Source organism: Corynebacterium antarcticum (genome assembly GCF_016595285.2).
GTDB classification, from domain to species: domain Bacteria; phylum Actinomycetota; class Actinomycetes; order Mycobacteriales; family Mycobacteriaceae; genus Corynebacterium; species Corynebacterium antarcticum.
Window position 1 is genome coordinate 702,216 of record NZ_JAENIP020000002.1, and the last position, 18,650, is coordinate 720,865.

Consider the following 18,650-nt stretch of genomic DNA (forward strand, 5'->3'; position numbering starts at 1 on the left):
GGGCCGTCTCCGTGTGCGAGGTTTTCCGCCGCGGCCGGGCGCCGCAGTTTCTAGCGCACCGGCACTCCGGGGCCGAGGGGCAGCCCGAGGAAGTACCAGACGAGGAAGAACAGGAACCAGCCCACCAGCATCGCGATGGAGTAGGGCAGGGCCAGGGACATCAGTGTCCCGATGCCGGCCCGCTTGTAGTAGCGCTGCAGGAACGTCAGCGCGAGCGCGAAGTAGGGGCTCATCGGGGTGATGATGTTGGTGGGGGAGTCGCCGATGCGGAAGAGCATCTGGCTGACCTCGGGGGATACACCCACGTACATCATCATCGGGACGACCACCGGGCTCATCAGCGCCCACTGCGCGGAACCGGAGGTCACCATGAGGTTCAGGACGGCGACCAGCAGGACGAAGAGGCCGAAGAGGACGGGGTTGGGGAGGTCCGCCCGGGAGAGCAGCTCCGCGCCGTGGATCGCCGACCAGACACCGAGGTTGGACCAGTTGAAGTAGGCGAGGAACTGGGCGACGGCGAAGAACAGCACCATCATGGGGACGAGGGTCTGGATCCCCTTGGCCATGAACGCGGGGACGTCGGCCGCCTCGGTGATGGTTCCGGTGACCCGCCCGTAGACGATGCCGACGATGAGGAAGTACAGGGCGATGGCCACGGCGATGGAGCGGATCAGCGGTGAGTCCATGACGGCGCCGTCCTCACCCTGGAGGGGTGACCCGGGGACGAACATCGCGGCGAAGTAGGCGGCCAGCAGCACGAGGGACCAGACGGCGACCCGGACCAGGCCGCGCTTCTCCACATCGTGGAGTTCGAGACGTGCCTCGTCCTGATCCTCACCGTCGTCCGTCTCTCCCGCGTCGTCGGTCCCGGTGCCGGTCGCGGTTGAGGCGTCGGAGTCGGCGTCTTTCTCCGCGGAATCGGGTGCCGTCTCACTGTCCGAGGCGTTCGGCGGGGTCTCCCCGAAGCTGGCGGCCTCGTAGTCGACGTCGTCGTGATCGACGAGTTCCCGGGCCTTGTCCCGAACGAACAGCTCGGTGACCGCGGTGATGATGAGCGCCAGGACCACGGCGGAGGGGACGACGAAGAAGTAGTTCGCCAGTGGCGAGACCTCGTAGCCGGGCTCGACGATCTCCGCCGCGGAGGTGGACAGGCCGGCGAGGAGGACGTCGGTGATATTCAGGATCAGTGAGGAGTTGAACCCCGCGGAGCTCGCCGCGAAGGCGACCATCGCGCCGACGATGGGGGAGCGGCCGACGTGACGGAAGGCGGTCGCCCCGATGGGGATGAGGATCACGTAGACGGCGTCGGACGCGATGGATCCGGTGACACCGGCCAGCGCCACGACGAACGTGAGCATCGTCGGTCCGACCCGGCCGATCGCGCCCCGGATGGCCGCACCGATCAGGCCCGAATGCTCGGCGACGGCGACACCGAGCATCACGATGATGATGAGTCCGAGCGGCGGGAAGGAGGTGAAGTTCGGGACCGCCTCGTTGATCATCCGCTGGAGTCCCTCCGCCGACAGGAGGTTGGTCACCCGCACTTCCTCGCCGGTGGACGGGTTCGTGGCGGTCATGCCGATCTTCTCGCCGATGAAGCTGGAGACGAGGACCAGTCCGGAGAGGATCACGAAGAGCCAGAACGGGTCGGGGAGCATGTTCCCCAGGCGCTCGACGAGCCCGAGGAAACCGGTCGCGTGCTCCCGCTTCTTCCCGTCTTCGGTGGAGGTGTCCGGTGTCCGGGTGGTGGTTACCTTGTTGTCGGTCATGTCTTCTCGCGACTCCTGGTGTCGGTTCGTGACCACGGGGGTACGGGTGCTGATGGCGCGGGGCGGTGTTGGCGGCACCCCGGTCCGGGGTACCTTACCGAGGCAGGAACCACGTGACGACGGTAGCTGCTGTCGTTCCCCCCGCTGGATTTCGGGGTGGGACCCGTTCCCGGGTTCCCCGCGACGCCGGGTCGTCGCGGGCTGTCGCGGTGTCCGCCGGGAAATCGCAGGTCACAGTAGTCCCACAGGTCCGGGCAAGGAAGTGGTCAGAGTTTCGCCAGTGGCTGCAATCAACTAAGGTGACGGGTGTGATCACCTTCGACCAGGTAACAAAGACGTACAAGACCTCGACCCGCCCCGCGCTGGACAATGTCTCGGTGCAGATCGACAAGGGGGAGTTCGTCTTCCTCATCGGGCCCTCCGGGTCCGGTAAGTCGACGTTCCTGCAACTCATGCTCCGCGAGGAGAACGTGACATCCGGGGACATCCGGGTCGGCGACTTCCACGTGAACAAGCTCCGCGGCGCCCAGGTGAATAAACTGCGCCAGCGGGTCGGCTACGTGTTCCAGGATTTCCGGCTGCTGACCAAGAAGAACGTCTACGACAACGTCGCGTTCGCGCTCGAGGTGATCGGCAAGAAGCGCAGCGTCATCGAGAAGCTCGTGCCCGAGACCCTCGAACTCGTCGGGCTGGAGGCCAAGGGTAACCGGTTCCCCGCCGAGCTCTCCGGCGGCGAGCAGCAGCGCGTCGCCATCGCCCGGGCGTTCGTCAACCGGCCCCTCGTGCTGCTGGCCGACGAACCGACCGGCAACCTCGACCCCGAGACGTCCAACGACATCATGCTGCTGCTCAACCGGATCAACCGCACCGGCACCACCGTCGTCATGTCAACGCACAACGCGCAGGCCGTCGACGCGATGCGCCGCCGGGTCATCGAACTGCACCTCGGCAAGCTCGTCCGCGACGACGCCCACGGCGTCTACGGCGTCGGACACTAACCCACCCCGGTCACCTCTCTAGGAGAATCAGAAACAGCATGCGATACCGATTCGTCGCCCGCGAGGCGTTCCAGGGGCTGGGACGGAACCTCACCATGACCATCGCCCTGGTCATCACCACGGCCATCTCCCTGGCGCTGCTCGCCACAGGATTCCTGGTCACCGGCATGACCGAACGGACCAAGGACATCTACCTCGATCGCGTCGAGGTGATGGTGCAGCTCGACGAGGACATCTCCGCCAACGACTCGGACTGCTCGAGTGAGCCGTGCCGCGAGGTCCTCAACGTACTCGACGGCGCAGACGGGGTCGAGTCCGTCATCTTCCGCAGCCGCGAACAGTCCTACGACCACTTCGTCGAGGTGTTCGAGGACACCGATCCGACGCTCGTCGAGGCGACCTCCCGGGACGCTCTCCCCGCGGCGGTCCACGTCCGCCTCGAGGACCCGCTCGACACCTCGCCGCTCGACCCGGTCCGTGATCTGCCGCAGGTGGACACCGTCATCGACCAGATCGACGATCTGCAGTCCGCGACCGACAACCTCGACGCCGTCCGGAACGCCACCTTCCTCGTCGCCGCCATCCAGGCGCTCGCCGCGATCTTCCTCATCGCCAACATGGTGCAGATCGCCGCCTTCAGCCGCCGTGAGGAGATCTCCATCATGCGCATGGTCGGCGCCTCCCGTTGGTTCACCCAGGCCCCCTTCGTCCTCGAGGCCGTCATCGCCACTCTCCTCGGTTCCGTGTTCGCGGTGGCGGGGCTCATGGCGGGCAAGAGCTTCGTCGTCGACAAGGCCCTGAAGGGGCTCTACGACTCGCAGCTCATCGCGCCCATCACCACCGGTGACATCTGGGTCATCGCGCCCGTCGTCGCTCTCGTCGGTGTCGTGTTCGCGGCGATCACCGCGCAGGTCACCCTCCGCCTGTACGTGCGCAAGTAGCGTCCGCGTTTCCTGACGCCCGCCCCTCCCGCAGCCGCGGTGATCGGGGCGGGCGTCGTCGCGTGCCGGGTGCGGTAACATCGGACGGGTTATGGCAAAGAAGAAGAAAAAGGCGAACGAGAATCCGGTGATCGCGACCAACCGGAAAGCGCGCCACGACTACAAGATCCTCGACACCCACGAATGCGGCATCGTGCTCGTCGGTACCGAGATCAAGGCGCTGCGTGAGGGCAAGGCCAACCTCGTCGACTCCTTCGCCATGATCGACAACGGGGAGGTGTGGCTGCACAACCTCAACATCCCCGTATACTCCCGCGGTTCCTGGACGAACCACACGCCCCGACGCACGCGCAAGCTCCTGCTGCACCGCAACGAGATCGACTCCCTCATGGGTAAGGTCCGCGACGGGCGGCGCACGCTGGTGCCCCTCAAGCTGTACTTCGTCGGCGGACGCCTGAAGGTCGAGCTCGGTCTCGCCGAGGGCAAACAGGACTACGACAAGCGCCAGGACATCAAGCGCCGCACCGAGGAACGGGAGATCACCCGTGAGCTCGGCCGCCGCATCAAGGGCATCAAGGGCTAGTTCCCGGCCTGTGGCAGGCCCCGGTCGGCGCAGTTAACATCGTTTTCCAGAGCGCCGATCGATCGAGGAGGAGTCTGTCTGACCGTGGAAACCTGGCACATCGACCACCCCGAGATGGGCCGAATCGAGCTGATCCTCGATTCCCCGGAACGCCTCCGCGAACTCGACTCCGGCTGGCCGATGTCCAAACAGGACGTTGAGGGGGTGGAAGAAGCCGGCGGAAGCGTGGACGAACACGCGAAGAAGGAAGCCGACTGGGCGGACACCGCAGCCTTCGGGCTGACGGCAACCAACGGCTTCCTCGGGAAGACGGTCCCGATGGTGGGTCGGCTGCCGCTGGTGGGGACCCGCACCGCGAAACTCGAGGCAGGGGCGGCCCGCATCCGGAAGGCCGGGGAGAAAGGGGTGCTCATCACTGTCGACGGCCTCGTACGGGGACGGCTCCCCTTCGTGCAGGACACCACCGTGCGGATCGACGAAACCATCTCCTCCGGCACCTACAGCCGGAACGACAGGAAGAAACACGGTGCCCTCCTGAAGATCGACGCGAACGCCTTCCACGAGGTCCGATCGGTCATCCTCCGTCGCGCCGGCGACGAGATCATCGAATTCACCCCGCCACCCGGATCGCCCGCCGAGGACCGGTACCGGCAGATGGAGGAGACCCCCTGGAAAAGAGTGCTCTACCCGTTGGGTGCGGGACTGGGCAAAGCGGGCTGGGCCATCGCCGCTCTGGTGCTGCTGCCGCTCATCGGACGCATCATCGGGACGATCCTCGACTGGATCATCGAACGTCTGCCCGACGTCGACATCCCGTGGCCCGACATCACACTGCCGTCCATCCCCTGGCCCGACCTCAACCTCCCGTCCATCCCGTGGCCCGACCTCAACCTCCCGTCCATCCCGTGGCCCGACTACGAGATACCCGGATGGTTGGAATGGCTGCTCGAGCACCCGAAGGTGTGGACACCCATCGTCATCGGGGTCGTCATCGGGCTGATCTCACTGCGCAACAGCCGCAAATCCCGGGAGATCCGGAGACGCTGGGAGCGGGAACAGGCCGGGAGTGATATCGGGAAGACGCAGCCGGCGGAGACACCTGAGCCGGGACAAGGCGGACCGGTACCCGAACCGTCCCCGGAACCGGACGATCCCGCCGGTCGGTGAACCTGCTTGCGGGTGGGTGGCCCGCAGCGTAAAGTGAGTGATCCTGTGGTCAACGTACGACCCACCACAGGACTGCGGAACCCACCGGTTGCCCTGAGGGAAGCCGGGAAGAACGCAGGATGCAAGGGGCTGACATGGTTTCGACTTCGTGCATCAAGCCAGGGGAAGCGTGCCGGTGCAGGCTAGAGACCACCGTAAGCGTCGTAGCAACCTCATAAGCGCCGAGAACACTCAGCGCGACTACGCCCTCGCTGCCTAATACCAGCGACCGCGTGTCTGTCGGCCCAGGTTCGTCCCTGACCTGGTAGCCGGCATCGATCAAGGGACTTGCCGTCCGGCCGCGTCAGCGGGGCCGTACGGGACTCACACCGCTGACTGGGCCCATCATCCGGAACGTGTTCGTCCGAGCCGGAGGGCCGAGCAGAGATCAGGTGCGAACTGCGCACGGAGAAGCCCTGGCGCGATTGCGGAGGACCCGGGTTCAATTCCCGGCAGCTCCACAGCAAGGGACAGTGTTGAACTCTCATCTGAGATTCAGCACTGTCCCTATTCTTCGGCCTAAGATGTGAGCCTCGTGTGTTGCGGCCAGCGAAGCGAATATCTTTTGGTGTCATTGAGAGTCATTCCATGGCGTGCGTTAGGAGTCCTTTGATCTCGCCCTTGTGTATTTACGGTTTTGCTGTACAGTTGTTCCCGCTTTATGCCAGCTAGTATCAGTCAGTAGTAAGTATTGTGCTTGTGGTCCATCTTGGGCGTATATGAGCCTCCTGCATCGGCTCGCCGCATCATTCTCAGAAAATGTGGTGTCGGCAGTTAGTGCTCGAAGCATCTTCGCTCATCGCATCGTGCTGGGCTCTCTCCTTGGCACCGCGTGACTTCGCGCCAAATATGTGCTGGACGTTGTCAAAATCCTCTTTGATTAGTTTCGGCATCCTGTTTTGACTACGTGATCCGCGTAAGATTACTCGTAGATATATGCTTGAATCTATAAGATCTTTTTCAGTGTTTGGGCCATGAATCTGTAGCCGCCGACTCTCCGTACATCCGACGTGTTGATCCGGTTGGTGTTCGTCTGGATTCCAGCCGCGTGTGTAGTTTGCAAAAACCTGCACTACTACAGATGCAGTGTCTGGGGGCAGTGGCGTAGTGTGTGCCTTCACCAATGATGGAGATGGAGCTAAAGATCTTGTACGCGTTGGTCAACGCGTACGCGGTGTTGTAGTCGAGTCGGTACTGGATGTTCCTCGACAGGCTCTTCGAGTAACGCCTCCATCCGAGCTTCTGAAGGAGCGAGTTAGGGGTGTTGGAGGGCTTCGAAGGATAATTGATCTATAGCCTCATCCGTGATCTCACTTCACACACCGAAACCCGACGATACGATTCATATCGTTGACCATTGGGTTTTGTGCTCATAAGCAAGTTCTGCTGCCGGTACACATTGCTTGACTCGTAGTAATACTCGACCTGCATCTAGATGGATCCGTCGGCCATCTTGGCAAAAGAAGTTCCCATCAAGCCTTCCCGAGCGCTATTCAAGGTGTAAATGTCATGTCCTCGGCAGTCTGCACTGACAGAGGTCGGCATTAGGCTGCCGCACGCTCCTCGGAGACGATCCGGTAGGCGTGCGCACGACCGATATTGAGGATTTCACCGGCTTCGCGGGGGTACGTCCAACCTTTGACCATATGTACAAGATCACGGCGCTAGTCCTTCGTTATCTGCGCTAGGCGGCCACTACTGCGACTATAGGAACGAGCCGCGACGTGCCTCTTGTTGGTGTGCTCGATCAGGAGGTTACGTTCGAACTCGTCTAAGTGCGACAGTGCCCCAGAATAAGCCTGCTTTTCTTCGTCAGAATGTCGATTTCCGGATGAAGAAGCACTACGGCCACATCCCGCTTGACCAATTCATTGATTACTTTGAGAGTATCCAGCGCCGTATGGCCGAGACGATCAAGGCGCGTCGCGTAGGTCACGTCATCGGACTGTATCGGACTGTAACTGTTCCAACATCTTGTCGAACTCCGGCCGTGGGGATCGGGCGCTGGAGATAGTGTCAGTAGACCTTGGTGTAATCCTTGACACACAGGGCCGTTTCCTGTCCGTCGGAGGGAATCACTCCAGCTGTGCGTGTTCACGCGAGCGCAACCGATGCTCATCTAGATACCTCCTAGATTGCGAGGTCTAAGGGGAGGTCGGTGATGTCGCGCAGACGCTTGCCGCTGATGAGGTTCTTTAGCATCATGATCGCCTCGTCATTGCCTGTGAGCCGCACGCCCTCCACCAGCTCCGGCAGAGCGAAGTGGTAGACCATATCGATGTCACCGGTGCCGAGCGCCAGCGAAGCCAGACGAGATGGTGACGGCTCACCGGTGACCACCATGATATGCGGTGTTTGTCCCTTGCGATTCTTGATGATGTTCAAGGCTTCAGAGCGCGCATTCTGGGCGCGGTCGCTGCGTAAAGTCCACTTACAGCTGACCACCGCGTGTACGATAGGCTGATGCTGGTTGGCCCACCGGATGACGCCGTACTTGCCGCTCTCGGCATCGACCAATTCTCGGTTGCGGGTGTTGATGGACGAATCCGGCTCCGGCTTCCTTGTGATGAAAATATCGGGGCTGATGTCGTAGCTGTTGCCAAGGACTGCAGAAAGGGTCGGCGACTTCTCGATGGCACGCGCTAGATCGTCCAAGTGTGTGTATGGTTCAAAGTGTGCGAGTTGGTATTCGGCTCGGCTCCCACCCACGTTCTCGATGATCCAGTTACCTGGGCGCAGGGTCGTGAACTGGGGAAAAGTCGCCTTGATGAATTCGCAGACGTCTGCTTCGAACTGGCGCCCAGACTTCTGTCCTGCAAGCTTGACATCGTAGGTCTTTGCACCGAGCTCCTTGGCGATGTGGAGTGCGATATCCTTGGAGGTCACCTGTGACCCGTCGGCGTTCGAGGCAACCCCACGCGAGTCGATCATGAGAGTCAGGTCTTTCACAAGACTGGCGTGGAAACGTGCCCGTGCAGTGGTCAGAAGTGCCGTCATGATGCCACCGCATGGAGACGGCGTTTGGTCAGTGCTTTGTTGATCTGCTCGCCAACGGCCTTCGCCACTGGAGGAGGGAAAGCGTTGCCCACTTGGCGGTAGGCGTTCGTCTTGCGGCCGACAAACTCCCACTCGTCGGGGAAACCCTGAATGCGGGCCGCCATGCGGACGGTGAGGCGGGGATCACCCACAAAACCGGGTTCGGGGGATAGGTCGGCGATCGTGTGTCCGTTCACCCCAAGGGTAGCCCAAGCGCGTTTGGCACGGGTGGGGCCTAGGTCAGGACCGCCGTGCTTTTTAGAGCCACCCACGAGGGTTGGTGCGATGGTGTTTGCGCGCTGAGCCCATTCGGTTGCGCCCTCCCAACCGCGCTCTGCCATTAGATCATGTAGGAGTTCACCGACGGTCGGCGGAGTCTCAGAGTATTCGGTGGGCCAGGCGAAGTCGTCGGCATACTCCTTACGTAGCGCGACAAAGACGACTCGAGGGCGAAGCTGGGAGACGCCGAACGAGCTCGCATTGAGCAGGCGCCATCCGGGGACATAGCCGAGCTTTACGAGCTGCCTTTCGACCTTGTTACGGTAATCATCGAAGACAGTGTCGAGCAGACCCCGCACGTTCTCCAGCATCACCGCCTTGGGCCGCACCTCGTCGACGATACGGATTGCGGTCGGGAACAGATTGCGCTCATCGTTCTCTCCGAGTTGCTTGCCAGCTTTCGAGAACGGGGGGCAGGGGACACCGCCAGCGACCAAATCGGCTCCGGCGAAGTCCTTCGCTGACCAGTCCAGTAGGTCCGCTTCGACGACATTCCAAGACTCACCGCGGTTCTGACGCAGTGTCTTGCATGCCCACTCGTCCAACTCTACGTTTACGACGTGATCAAAGCCGGCCTGTTCTAGGCCTAGCGCCTGGCCACCTGCTCCCGTGCAGATCTCAACTAAGGTGAGACTCAATGCCGAACTCCTCTACCCTGGCGATCATGGCGTCTCCCATCGCCCTAAAATCGGTCGTTGTCCGAGACTGTGGCTGGGGGCCCATGGGGTTCATGGTTGACATGATATCCTCTCGTAATTCTATCTTGCAGTCAAGAGCCCCCATGCTTCACTCGTGATGGTGGTTTGGGAAACTCGTTACTTCTTCTTGTTTTTGTTCTGCCTGTAGACCCTATATTCGGTCCGAAGCTGGTCGTAGTAGGCGTCATCATGCTGAGCCATGTAAGTCACTGCTTCTCCCGACCAGGTGTGGGAGAGGCCCTTCTTGTGTTTCCACGCCAAGTGTGTGTTTTCCCGAAGATTTTCCTTGCAGCACAGTACCAAGTGGTCGTGCGAATTCAGTATGCGCCCCTTGCGTTTCCTATTGACGCGTTGCAATAATTCGCTTGCACTGTAGGGGTGGCTCTGGTTTGGGTCGGTCTTCTTTATCACTATGTGCCCGCCCTCGTGGCTAACCGACACCACCAGGTCTGCGCTGGAGACCGCTTTTATTGAACGCAAGTGGACGTCGTAAACGGCCGCAACTCGCTGCATATCAGCGCCATCTGCCTCGGCGCGGTCGATCATTCTACGTAGATCGGAGATAAAGTTTTGGACCTCCGCAGATGCAGAGCCTGACGGCTCTGCCCTCATGAACTGTACGGGCTCTGAGGGAGCCTTGGCTCCTAGGGGGAGTAGTTGCCAGGTGATCGAGTCGGCGATGTCCTCTTGAAACCAGTCTAGCATGAAGTTACGGTAGTTCAGTACACTCGTCTGTAGGAAAGGGTAGATCATCTCGCCTAGGTTGGCTGCATGTAGATGGGTCTCACGGTTGCGGTATTCGATGAGCATAGTGATGTTGGCCACCAGCGCTGTTCCATCTATACTGGTTGGGAAGAGCTTGCGACTAACCACCTGTTTTAGTGCGTCCTCGGCTGCGAGTGTAGGGTAGGATTCTCTGCGCTTCTTCTGGTAGAAGATGGGCTTTTTGCTTTTTTTAAGGCTGCTTTTAAAGCTAATTCTCAAGCATTGACGATCAGCAACACGGTTACTTCGTCGCGATACTCCATTCGAGGCTTGTTATAGACTTCGATGGCTGCGAGCATCGCTGAAAGGGAATTGGCCACCATGCGAGGGGATGAGACGTATGGCTGTGCCATTGCTATTCTCCTTGGATTTCAACGGTGATGTCGTCGAGGCTAACATCCTCCTCTTGATGGCTCTGGAGGGTGTTGCCGGTGTGGCGATGGAAACATCAGTGTCGGCTTCGGGGCTAGCTGTATCCTCCGATCGCTCTGGTGGCTTGCTCCTGTCTGGCTCTGGATTGGATCGGACGCTGGGTGCCCTCTTTCCTTCGTGGGGTGTAGCCAGGGAGATGTGTGAGTCGAGTATTGCGAGTATTGTGAGTTCGGTGTATATTTCCGGAACTTCACAAAAGAAAAACCTTCTTGCTCGTAAGTAGGGTTATCTGTCCAGGCATTTAAGAATTGTCCATCATGACCCCGGCGCTACTTTTAGGTGTGAGTTATATTTATTCATGTCTTTATTCTGATTGCCTTTGTTTGGGAATTGGCTTTGTGAAAAAACGGACCGAGAATAGCATTTATTTATAACTAGAATACTTATCTTGGGATTAATGCGGTAAAGTGTGAAAACATGTGCATCCTAGGTAGGTGCTACCTCTATATTTAGCTCGAATCAAGAATATGGTGACTGATCTTTTGGGGATGGGGTCGCGTTCCTGTCCTGGGGGCGTACTGTTTTTGTTTGTCTGGAAAGGGTGTGGTAGCGGAGAGGGTGTTTGGTGTGTGTAAATAACTTTATGTACGGTTAGTGAATGCCTCATTCGTGGCGGATTAGTTGGTTGTTTCCTAGTGGTTGCGAATGAGCGACAGTCAACGATCGGAATTTGGTCACAGGTCTGGGAAGAGATTATGTTGCGACGGTACCGCTATGAATCGGTGTCCGAAGCGGGGCAATAGATGACACAGTGGGCTCCTTATGTCGCAAAAGACGGGTCTTCTGCGCGAATAGGTGACAACTGGTTTGGCTCGTCTCGGTGCTGGCTGGAAGGGAGTTGTTGTGCCTGAGTGATATCCGAAAGAGTTCCGCGATGACGTGGTGCGTGTTGCTTTGGCGCGTGATCCGGGTGTGACGTTGGTTCAGGTGGCCACGGATTTCGGGATTCATGTAGGTACGTTGGATAAGTGGCTGCGTCAAGAACGCATGGAGTCCGGGGAACAAGAAGGTGTGTGCCGCTCAGAGTCACAGGGATTACGTGATTTTGCGGCGTCGGAACCGGCTGCTGGAGCAAGAAAACGAGGTGTCGTGGCGGGCGGCAGCGTATTTGTCGCAGGCAAATCCAACGGGAAGAAGGTCCTTCCCGCTCGTGAAACAGCTGGCGTCAGGAGGGATTACTGTGACGTTGACGTGTCGGGTGTTGATGCTGTGCCCGGCCCGGTATCACCGGTGGTTGGCTCGTCCCGGTCACCGCATCTGACAGGGTGCGCGCAGAGCCGTGTGGCAGCTGTGCGTGCAGCTCACGCAGACGACCCGCAAGGTCCTGCCGGTATCTGCGTGATGAGGCTGAAGCAGCTGGGGTGGTGATGTGTGGGCGCACTGCCTGGCGGTTGTGTTCGGCTCATCAGCTGTGGTCTTCCTGTGGCAGGAAGCGGGGGAAGAACGCGAAGCGTCCCGGCCCGGCGGTCCATGATGATCCCCTTGCTCATATCGACGATCACGACAGGACTCACCCCGATTTCATCGGTGCTGCTCGCGGGGTGAACCAGGTGTGGGTCACCGATATCACCGAACACCCCACCGAGGAAGGGTAACTGTATTTTTGTGCTGTCAAGGACACGTCGGCGAGCCGGATCGTCGGCCACTCGGCCGCACCTCATATGAGCTCTGGGCTGGCTGTCACCGCTCCAAATACAGTGGTTGCTCGCCGTCAGATCAACAGGAAAAGTGTCACCGGTTGCGTTGTCCATTCTGATCGTGGGTCGCAGTCTAGGTCTTGTAGATACCGTCAGATGCTTGGTCGTCACGGTCTGAAAGGTTCAATGGGTGGAGTCGCATCTGCGGGTGATAACGCAGCGGTGGAGTCGTTTTTCCCGCTGCTGCAGCACAATGTCTTGAGCACCGGGACATGGGCCGGTCACGAAGGGCTGACCATTGCGGTCATCGCCTGGATCAAACACCGCTACCACCGGCGCGGTCGACAAAGAAGCCTTGAACGGGTCACACCGATCGAGTGTGAAACGATCAACAATTGAGCAGTCTTCCAGGCTTCATAGAACTGTCACCTAAACCTGCAGCAGACCCGACCCGCTCTCCGACGACGCTGACTGTCGGGGAGCGGGGTCTTGCCCGTTGTGCGGTACTGATCTAGCTGCGTTCGGTGCCGGTCTTGTAGACGTTGGCGTCGACGCCGGCGAACTCTGCATCGTCGAGTTCCACGCCTGCGTTGGCGGGCGTGCGCCTGGTGCCGAAGAAGAGGAGGTTCAGCAGGATCGCGGTGAATGCGCCGGTGGTGATGCCGGAGTTGAACACGGTGCCGAACCAGTTGGGGAACTGCTCGAACAGGGTCGGGTGCATGACCGGAAGCAGGCCCATCGTCAGCGAGACCGCGATGACCAGGACGGAGTTCTGGTTCATCTCCAGCTTTGTCAGGGTCTTGATGCCTGAGGCTGCGATCATGCCGAACAGTGCGGCTGTGGCCCCGCCGAGAACCGGGGTCGGGACAGCGGCGATCACCGCGCCGAGCTTGGGCAGTAGGCCGAGGACCACGAGGATGGCGCCCGCGCCGGCGACGACGTAGCGGGACCGTACCCGGCTCATGGCCAGCAGGCCGATGTTCTGGGCGAAGGCGGTGTACGGGAAGGTGTTGAACACGCCGCCGAGCATGGTGGAGAACCCGTCGGCGCGCAGGCCGTCGGCGATCTGGCGGGGAGTGGCCTTCTTCCCGACGATCTCGCCGGCGGCGAGGAAGTCGCCGGTGGCCTCGACGAGGGTGACCAGTCCGACGAGTACGAGGGCGATCACCGCGGAGACCGGGAACTCGGGGAACCCGAAATGGAAGGGGGTGGCGACACCGACCCAGCGTTCCTCCCCGACACCGGAGAGGTCGACCTTGCCCATGAATGCGGCGACGACGGTACCGACGGTGAGCCCGATGAGGACGGACGTTCGGGCGACGGCGACAGGTGCGAAGCGTTCGACGACGAGGACGACGAGGAGGGTGAACAGGCCGAGGCCGATGTTCGCGACGCTGCCCGCGTCATCGGCGTAGCCGCCGGAGATGTTGGTCGCGGCGACCGGGATGAGTGACAGCCCGACACAGGTGATGACGCTGCCTGTCACCAGGGGCGGGAACATCCAGAGGAGTCGTGCGAAGACCGGGGCCATGAGGAACATGAACAGGCCGCAGGCGAGAACCGAACCGTAGATTGCGGCGGGGCCGTAGTTCACGCCGATGACGATCATCGGGGGGACGGCGGTGAAGGTGCAGCCCTGGACGATCGGCAGACGTGCGCCGAGCCGCAGGAAGCCGACGCACTGGAGGATCGTGGCGATTCCGGCGACCAGAAGGTCGGCTGTGATCAGGTAGGGCAGATCGGACGGCTGCATCCGGCCGGCCTCGATCATCGCCCCGCCCAACACGAGTGGAACCGCGACGGCTCCGGCGTACATGGCCAGAACATGCTGGAAGGACAGTGGCCACAACTGCGCGGCCGGTGGAATCTGGTCGACGGGATGGACGGGGTTGTCGGGGGTGTCCAGTGCGGTGGACTCGTTCTTCGGGGAGCTCAACGTGGCGGACCCATCTGATCAAGAGTTGTCGGGGGCGTGGGGGACCACCGTCGGGACCGTCCCGGGGTGATCACGTTGACCAGGGGAGGACCTGTGCCCCGCCCCTGGGCCGGTGTGCATGATTGAACACCGGTTGAGACTCTAGTACGAGTTGTCTGACAGGACCCAACAACTGCTGCGGCAACAGCGGTGCCCATCGCCGGGAACACACGCGAAGACCCCGCCCGGTGGTTGTTCCGAGCGGGGTCTTCGTCGGTGAGGCGTCCTCTCTACTTGGACTCGTCCTCATCGTCCTCGGGATCGATCTCCTTCTTGGACAGGCTCATCAGCTCGTCGACGTGCTTCGGGAACTCACCGACGTGGAACTTGGTGGTGTCCGAGTCGTCGGCGAGGTTCATCAGCGCGACGTTGGCGTAGTCGGTGACGAGCAGGTACTCGGGCATCTCGGTCTGTGCGGCCAGGGTCTGCAGCGCTCCCTGGATGGCGTCCTCCAGATTGGAGCCGGGCTTCTTCATGACACCCGCGATGACGCCGGGCCAGTAGACGGACAGCGGATTGTCGGAGCCCTCGGACAGGCGCTCGGCTTCGTCGAAGCTGGTGGCGACACGGTCCGGATCGGTCCCGAAGGCATGGAATAGGCCGGTGAAGAACTGGCGGACGTCGGTGTCGTCGATCTTGGCGTCGCCGCCGGCGAAGCTCTTCGCGCGGTCGGCACGGGCGTCCGCGAAGACGGTCAGGTTGTCGACGATGGTTTCACGGTCCAGGTTGTATTCTTCGTTGCTCATGGTCGACGAGTGTACGTGCGGGATCGGGAACCTGCACCCTCCCGGTCGTCCGGAGCGCATCGTGGCGGGGCAGTGGCTCTGCGGAAGTTGCTGGTGCGGGTTAAAGTCTTGGGGTATGAAACCTGAGCGAGGAAAGATGCGGATCCGGTGTGTTCCGTTCGTCCTCATGAACTGTGGTGAGGTGTGGGCATGAATCTCGAGGACCTGACCGATAGCGCACAGAACTACCTGAAGTGCCTGTGGACGCTGTCCGAGTGGACGGGTGGTGCCGTGACCCCCTCCGAGGTCGCCCGGCACCTGGATCTCAGGCCGTCGTCGGTGTCGGACCAGATCCGCCGCCTGACGCTCGCCGGCCTCGTCGATCATGCGCCGTACGGCTCGGTGACCCTCACCGAGGAGGGACGTGCACTGGCCCTGCAGATGGTGCGGCGCCACCGGCTGGCCGAGACCTTCCTCGCGGAGATGCTGGGCTACGAGTGGGATGAGGTGCACGAGGACGCCGACCGGCTCGAGCACGCGATCTCGGAGAGGATGCTCGAACGTATCGACGCGGCGCTTGGACACCCGGAGCTGGACCCGCACGGCGACCCCATCCCGTCCTCCGACGGCGGGCTGCCGGACCGTATTCTCCGGCCGTTGGTCGACTGCTCGGTGGGGGACCACATACAGATGAGCAGGATCCGTGACGCGGATCCGGCTGTGCTCCGGCACCTCGGGAGCCTGGGGATCGTCCCGGGTGCGGAGTTCGCGGTGACCGACACCGGTGCCACCTCCGGCGTCATGCTCCTGAGGTCGGGGGCCCCGGGACACGACGTCCCGCTCGCCCGGGACATTGCGGCGAGCATCCGGGTGCTGCCCGTGTCCGGGCAGGTGGCTGACGGGGCGTGATGCCTGTGGTTCAGTCCTCGTCGGAGTTCAGCGGAACCGGTCTCCAGTAGCTCCGTGCGGAGTGCACGAGGGGATCGGGGCGGTCACCCGCGATGTACGTCTCCACGCACTGGGCCAGCACGATCCTGGATCCGCCGACCGGGATGGTGGTGAGGATCCTCGCGCGAAGCGTGGCGCCGAGACCCCGGATCACCGGGAGCCCGGTCGGGCCGGGAAGGTAATGGACACCCTCGAACCTGCTGATCCCCGACGTTGAGAAGCGCCTGGCCAGGTGGGCGTCGTCGACGCCGAGGGCATGGACCATCACCTCCTCCGCTGCCTCGACCGCGGGCCAAGAGGAGGAACCGGCCTGGAGCGAGAAGAGCAGGGTGGGGGGATCGAGGGCCACCGAGGCCACGGACGATGCGGTGAACCCGACCGGCTCGCCGTCCCGGTCGGTGGTGGTGATGATCCACACCCCTGACGCGCAGCCGCGGAAGAACGTTCTCAGACCTTCGCCTGTGGGTAGTGCGTCTGAACTCATTTCTCGTCGATCCGGGTTCCCGCCTTGGCTCCGGACCGCAGGGAGTAGATCTCCTCGATGGAGACGACCACGGCGTGCTTCGGGGTGCCCATACCGTTCTCCTTCGCGAAGGCGACGGCGTTGTCCCACGCGGGGCCCTCGTTGAACAGTTCGGCGGTGCCGATGAACCGGTACCCGTCGAGCGCCTCACGATCGATGACGGCGACGGCGAGCCGGGAGCCGGCCTCGATGTTCGCGAGGTGCTGGCCGCCGGTGTTCTCGTTGAAGATCAGGTGCGTGTCATCGAGGACCCGGAGTGACCGCTTGGGGCCGATGTTCGGGGTGCTCGGATCGGTGACCGTCGCGAGAATCGGCAGCTGGGCACCCAGCATCTCGCGCATCTCGGTGGTGATGACTGGCATTGTTGGTTCTCCTTGGAGCTTCGGGTACGGTTACCGGCGTCAGTATAGTTCGTTGGGCCGTAAATGAAAGTTCGTGATGGTGTCGCCATGTCGGAACCTCATATCGTCTACTTCTCATCAGTCTCCGGGAACACCGCCCGTTTTGTCGACAAGTTGGGCATTCCCGCCGAACGGATACCCCTGCGGGCGAGGGATCCGCAGCTGGAGGTCACCGAGCCGTTCGTGCTGATAACCCCGACCTACGGCGGGGGATCCCGGGCCAGGGCCGTTCCCAAACAGGTCATCAGGTTCCTCAACAACCCGGACAACCGCGCACTGCTCCGTGGCGTGATCACCAGCGGAAACACGAACTTCGGCGAAGCCTTCTGCTGCGCCGGCCCCATCATCGCCGCCAAATGCGGCGTGCCCGAGCTCTACCGCTTCGAGCTTCTCGGAACCACGGGAGACGTCGAGCGGGTACGCACCGGGCTCACCGAGTTCTTCATCGACGCACCCACCATCCGGGTGGGTGCGGACAAGTAACCCCGGAAGAGAGCAATGTCATGACAATCGCAGATTCACTCACCCCACCCCAGTGGCGCCCCGGTGAGACCCGCCCCCTCAGACCGGTCAACTGGAACCGTCTGGACGACGAGAAGGACCTGGAGATCTGGCAGCGGTTGACCGCCAATTTCTGGCTCCCGGAGAAGGTTCCGCTGTCGAACGACGTCGCCCAGTGGCGGAACATGGATGAGGACACACGCCAACTCACGGTGAAGGTGTTCACCGGCCTCACCCTCCTGGACACGGTGCAGGCCACGGTCGGCGAGATCTCGCAGATCCCCGATGCGCGAACCGAGCACGAGCAGGCCGTCTACGCGAACATCGCGTTCATGCAGGCGGTGCACGCCCGTTCCTACTCCTCTGTGTTCAGCACCCTGTGCTCCACGGTCGAGATCGACACCGCGTACGCGTGGGCGACGGACAACCCGCTGCTGCAGCAACGCGCGACCGCCGTCATGGAGCACTACTACGGCGATGACCCGCTCAAGAGAAAGGTGGCGGCGACGCTGCTGAGTTCCCTGCTCCTCTACGCGGGGTTCTATCTGCCGCTGCGGTTCTCCGCCCGCGGGCAGATGATGAACACCGCGGACATGATCCGGTTGATTCTCCGGGACAAGGCCGTCCACGGCTATTACTCCGGGTACAAGTACCAGCGCGGCCTCGACGCCCATCCCGAACGGCGCGCGGAGATGGAGGACTTCACCGGGAACTTCGTCGACGAACTGCTCCGGATGGAGCTCGAGTACTCGTCCGACCTCTACCAGGGATTCGGTCTCATCGAGGGCGTGATGGCCTTCGTCCACTACAACGCCGACAAGGCGTTGATGAACCTCGGCTACCCGGCCCGCTTCGAGGAAGAGGCGTCGGGTGTCGAGCCGGACGTACTCGCGGCGCTCGCCCCCGAATCGAGCGAGACCCACGACTTCTTCTCCGGTTCCGGATCCTCCTACGTGATCGGCAGGGCGGAATCGACGGAGGAATCAGACTGGGATTTCTGACACCCGTTCACCCGGGGTTCACGCGAGCCGGCGACCTCCGTGCGGGCAGTTTCCGTGCGGAGGTCGCCGGTTCTTGTGTGGAGGGGTGGTCCCGCCACGGATGGGGCACAAGGCACCGGGGTGGGGGCCGGTTGCGGAGCTACCGGACCGGCAGGAAGCACGGAAAACAGAGTTGGCCTGGTGTTTTGCGTGTTTCGGGTGGTGTGTGTAGATTGATTCGAGTCAGCGCGGT

At 61.7% G+C, this 18,650-nt stretch carries 18 protein-coding genes and 1 other RNA gene; 9 read left to right on the forward strand and 10 right to left on the reverse strand.

What is annotated here, in order from left to right:
* Positions 1 to 50: 50 nt before the first annotated feature.
* A complete protein-coding gene (locus JIM95_RS07300) occupies positions 51 to 1,658 on the reverse strand; it encodes an AbgT family transporter (protein WP_234034377.1) in 1,608 nt (535 codons plus the stop codon).
* Between the two features lie 419 nt (positions 1,659 to 2,077).
* On the opposite strand from JIM95_RS07300, the gene ftsE reads away from it, so the two are divergent.
* The 5 genes from ftsE to ssrA all read left to right on the forward strand — a co-directional run bounded on the left by ftsE (position 2,078) and on the right by ssrA (position 5,961).
* On the forward strand, positions 2,078 to 2,767 hold the full coding sequence (gene ftsE, locus JIM95_RS07305) for a cell division ATP-binding protein FtsE (protein ID WP_200256061.1): 690 nt from the start codon (positions 2,078 to 2,080) through the stop codon (positions 2,765 to 2,767).
* 38 nt (positions 2,768 to 2,805) lie between these two features.
* On the forward strand, positions 2,806 to 3,708 hold the full coding sequence (gene ftsX, locus JIM95_RS07310) for a permease-like cell division protein FtsX (RefSeq protein ID WP_200256063.1): 903 nt from the start codon (positions 2,806 to 2,808) through the stop codon (positions 3,706 to 3,708).
* 91 nt (positions 3,709 to 3,799) lie between these two features.
* A complete protein-coding gene (gene smpB / locus JIM95_RS07315) occupies positions 3,800 to 4,291 on the forward strand; it encodes an SsrA-binding protein SmpB (protein ID WP_200256072.1) in 492 nt (163 codons plus the stop codon).
* 84 nt (positions 4,292 to 4,375) lie between these two features.
* Entirely contained in the window at positions 4,376 to 5,458 is a 1,083-nt protein-coding gene (locus JIM95_RS07320; protein ID WP_200256074.1) for a hypothetical protein, read from the forward strand.
* Positions 5,459 to 5,583: 125 nt separating this feature from the next.
* Positions 5,584 to 5,961: a transfer-messenger RNA gene (ssrA, locus tag JIM95_RS07325) on the forward strand.
* A gap of 1,307 nt (positions 5,962 to 7,268) precedes the next feature.
* Here ssrA and JIM95_RS07330 read toward each other — a convergent pair.
* The 5 genes from JIM95_RS07330 to JIM95_RS07350 form a co-directional block, all read right to left on the reverse strand.
* Entirely contained in the window at positions 7,269 to 7,433 is a 165-nt protein-coding gene (locus JIM95_RS07330; protein ID WP_200256076.1) for a recombinase family protein, read from the reverse strand.
* A 194-nt stretch (positions 7,434 to 7,627) separates the two neighbouring features.
* A complete protein-coding gene (locus JIM95_RS07335; RefSeq protein WP_200256078.1) occupies positions 7,628 to 8,494 on the reverse strand; it encodes an NgoMIV family type II restriction endonuclease in 867 nt (288 codons plus the stop codon).
* Positions 8,491 to 9,450 carry a DNA cytosine methyltransferase gene (locus tag JIM95_RS07340; protein ID WP_200256080.1) on the reverse strand — a complete coding sequence of 320 codons (960 nt, stop codon included), beginning with the start codon at positions 9,448 to 9,450 and terminating at the stop codon, positions 8,491 to 8,493. Before JIM95_RS07340 ends, JIM95_RS07335 begins: the two co-directional genes overlap by 4 nt.
* Positions 9,451 to 9,627: 177 nt before the next feature.
* Positions 9,628 to 10,494, reverse strand: a complete 867-nt coding sequence (locus JIM95_RS07345) for a DUF3644 domain-containing protein (protein WP_336296549.1) — start codon at positions 10,492 to 10,494, stop codon at positions 9,628 to 9,630.
* A complete protein-coding gene (locus JIM95_RS07350) occupies positions 10,491 to 10,628 on the reverse strand; it encodes a DUF3644 domain-containing protein (RefSeq protein WP_200256082.1) in 138 nt (45 codons plus the stop codon). The genes JIM95_RS07345 and JIM95_RS07350 overlap by 4 nt, the downstream gene beginning before the upstream one ends.
* Positions 10,629 to 12,500: 1,872 nt before the next feature.
* Between JIM95_RS07350 and JIM95_RS07355 the strand changes: the two genes are divergently transcribed.
* Complete coding sequence (locus JIM95_RS07355; protein ID WP_234034360.1) at positions 12,501 to 12,743, forward strand: hypothetical protein; 243 nt, start codon at positions 12,501 to 12,503, stop codon at positions 12,741 to 12,743.
* Positions 12,744 to 12,855: 112 nt separating this feature from the next.
* Here the strand turns inward: JIM95_RS07355 and JIM95_RS07360 are convergent, their stop codons facing one another.
* On the reverse strand, positions 12,856 to 14,280 hold the full coding sequence (locus JIM95_RS07360; RefSeq protein ID WP_200256083.1) for a nucleobase:cation symporter-2 family protein: 1,425 nt from the start codon (positions 14,278 to 14,280) through the stop codon (positions 12,856 to 12,858).
* Between the two features lie 269 nt (positions 14,281 to 14,549).
* Complete coding sequence (locus JIM95_RS07365) at positions 14,550 to 15,065, reverse strand: type IIL restriction-modification enzyme MmeI (protein WP_200256085.1); 516 nt, start codon at positions 15,063 to 15,065, stop codon at positions 14,550 to 14,552.
* A 189-nt stretch (positions 15,066 to 15,254) separates the two neighbouring features.
* On the opposite strand from JIM95_RS07365, the gene JIM95_RS07370 reads away from it, so the two are divergent.
* Positions 15,255 to 15,953: a metal-dependent transcriptional regulator gene (locus JIM95_RS07370; RefSeq protein WP_200256087.1), complete on the forward strand. Its 699-nt coding sequence runs from the start codon at positions 15,255 to 15,257 to the stop codon at positions 15,951 to 15,953.
* 10 nt (positions 15,954 to 15,963) lie between these two features.
* On the opposite strand, the gene JIM95_RS07375 is transcribed toward JIM95_RS07370, so the two are convergent.
* Together JIM95_RS07375 and JIM95_RS07380 are read right to left on the reverse strand one after the other, a co-directional pair.
* Positions 15,964 to 16,476, reverse strand: coding sequence for a flavin reductase family protein (locus JIM95_RS07375; protein ID WP_200256089.1), 513 nt, complete (start codon positions 16,474 to 16,476; stop codon positions 15,964 to 15,966).
* A complete protein-coding gene (locus tag JIM95_RS07380) occupies positions 16,473 to 16,877 on the reverse strand; it encodes a pyridoxamine 5'-phosphate oxidase family protein (protein WP_200256091.1) in 405 nt (134 codons plus the stop codon). The genes JIM95_RS07375 and JIM95_RS07380 overlap by 4 nt, the downstream gene beginning before the upstream one ends.
* A 63-nt stretch (positions 16,878 to 16,940) precedes the next feature.
* Here JIM95_RS07380 and nrdI point away from each other — a divergent pair, with 63 nt between their 5' ends.
* Together nrdI and nrdF are read left to right on the forward strand one after the other, a co-directional pair.
* Entirely contained in the window at positions 16,941 to 17,399 is a 459-nt protein-coding gene (gene nrdI / locus JIM95_RS07385) for a class Ib ribonucleoside-diphosphate reductase assembly flavoprotein NrdI (protein WP_200256093.1), read from the forward strand.
* A gap of 20 nt (positions 17,400 to 17,419) precedes the next feature.
* The gene (nrdF, locus tag JIM95_RS07390) at positions 17,420 to 18,418 is read left to right on the forward strand and encodes a class 1b ribonucleoside-diphosphate reductase subunit beta (RefSeq protein ID WP_200256095.1); all 999 of its coding nucleotides are present in this window, start codon (positions 17,420 to 17,422) and stop codon (positions 18,416 to 18,418) included.
* Positions 18,419 to 18,650: the final 232 nt, after the last annotated feature.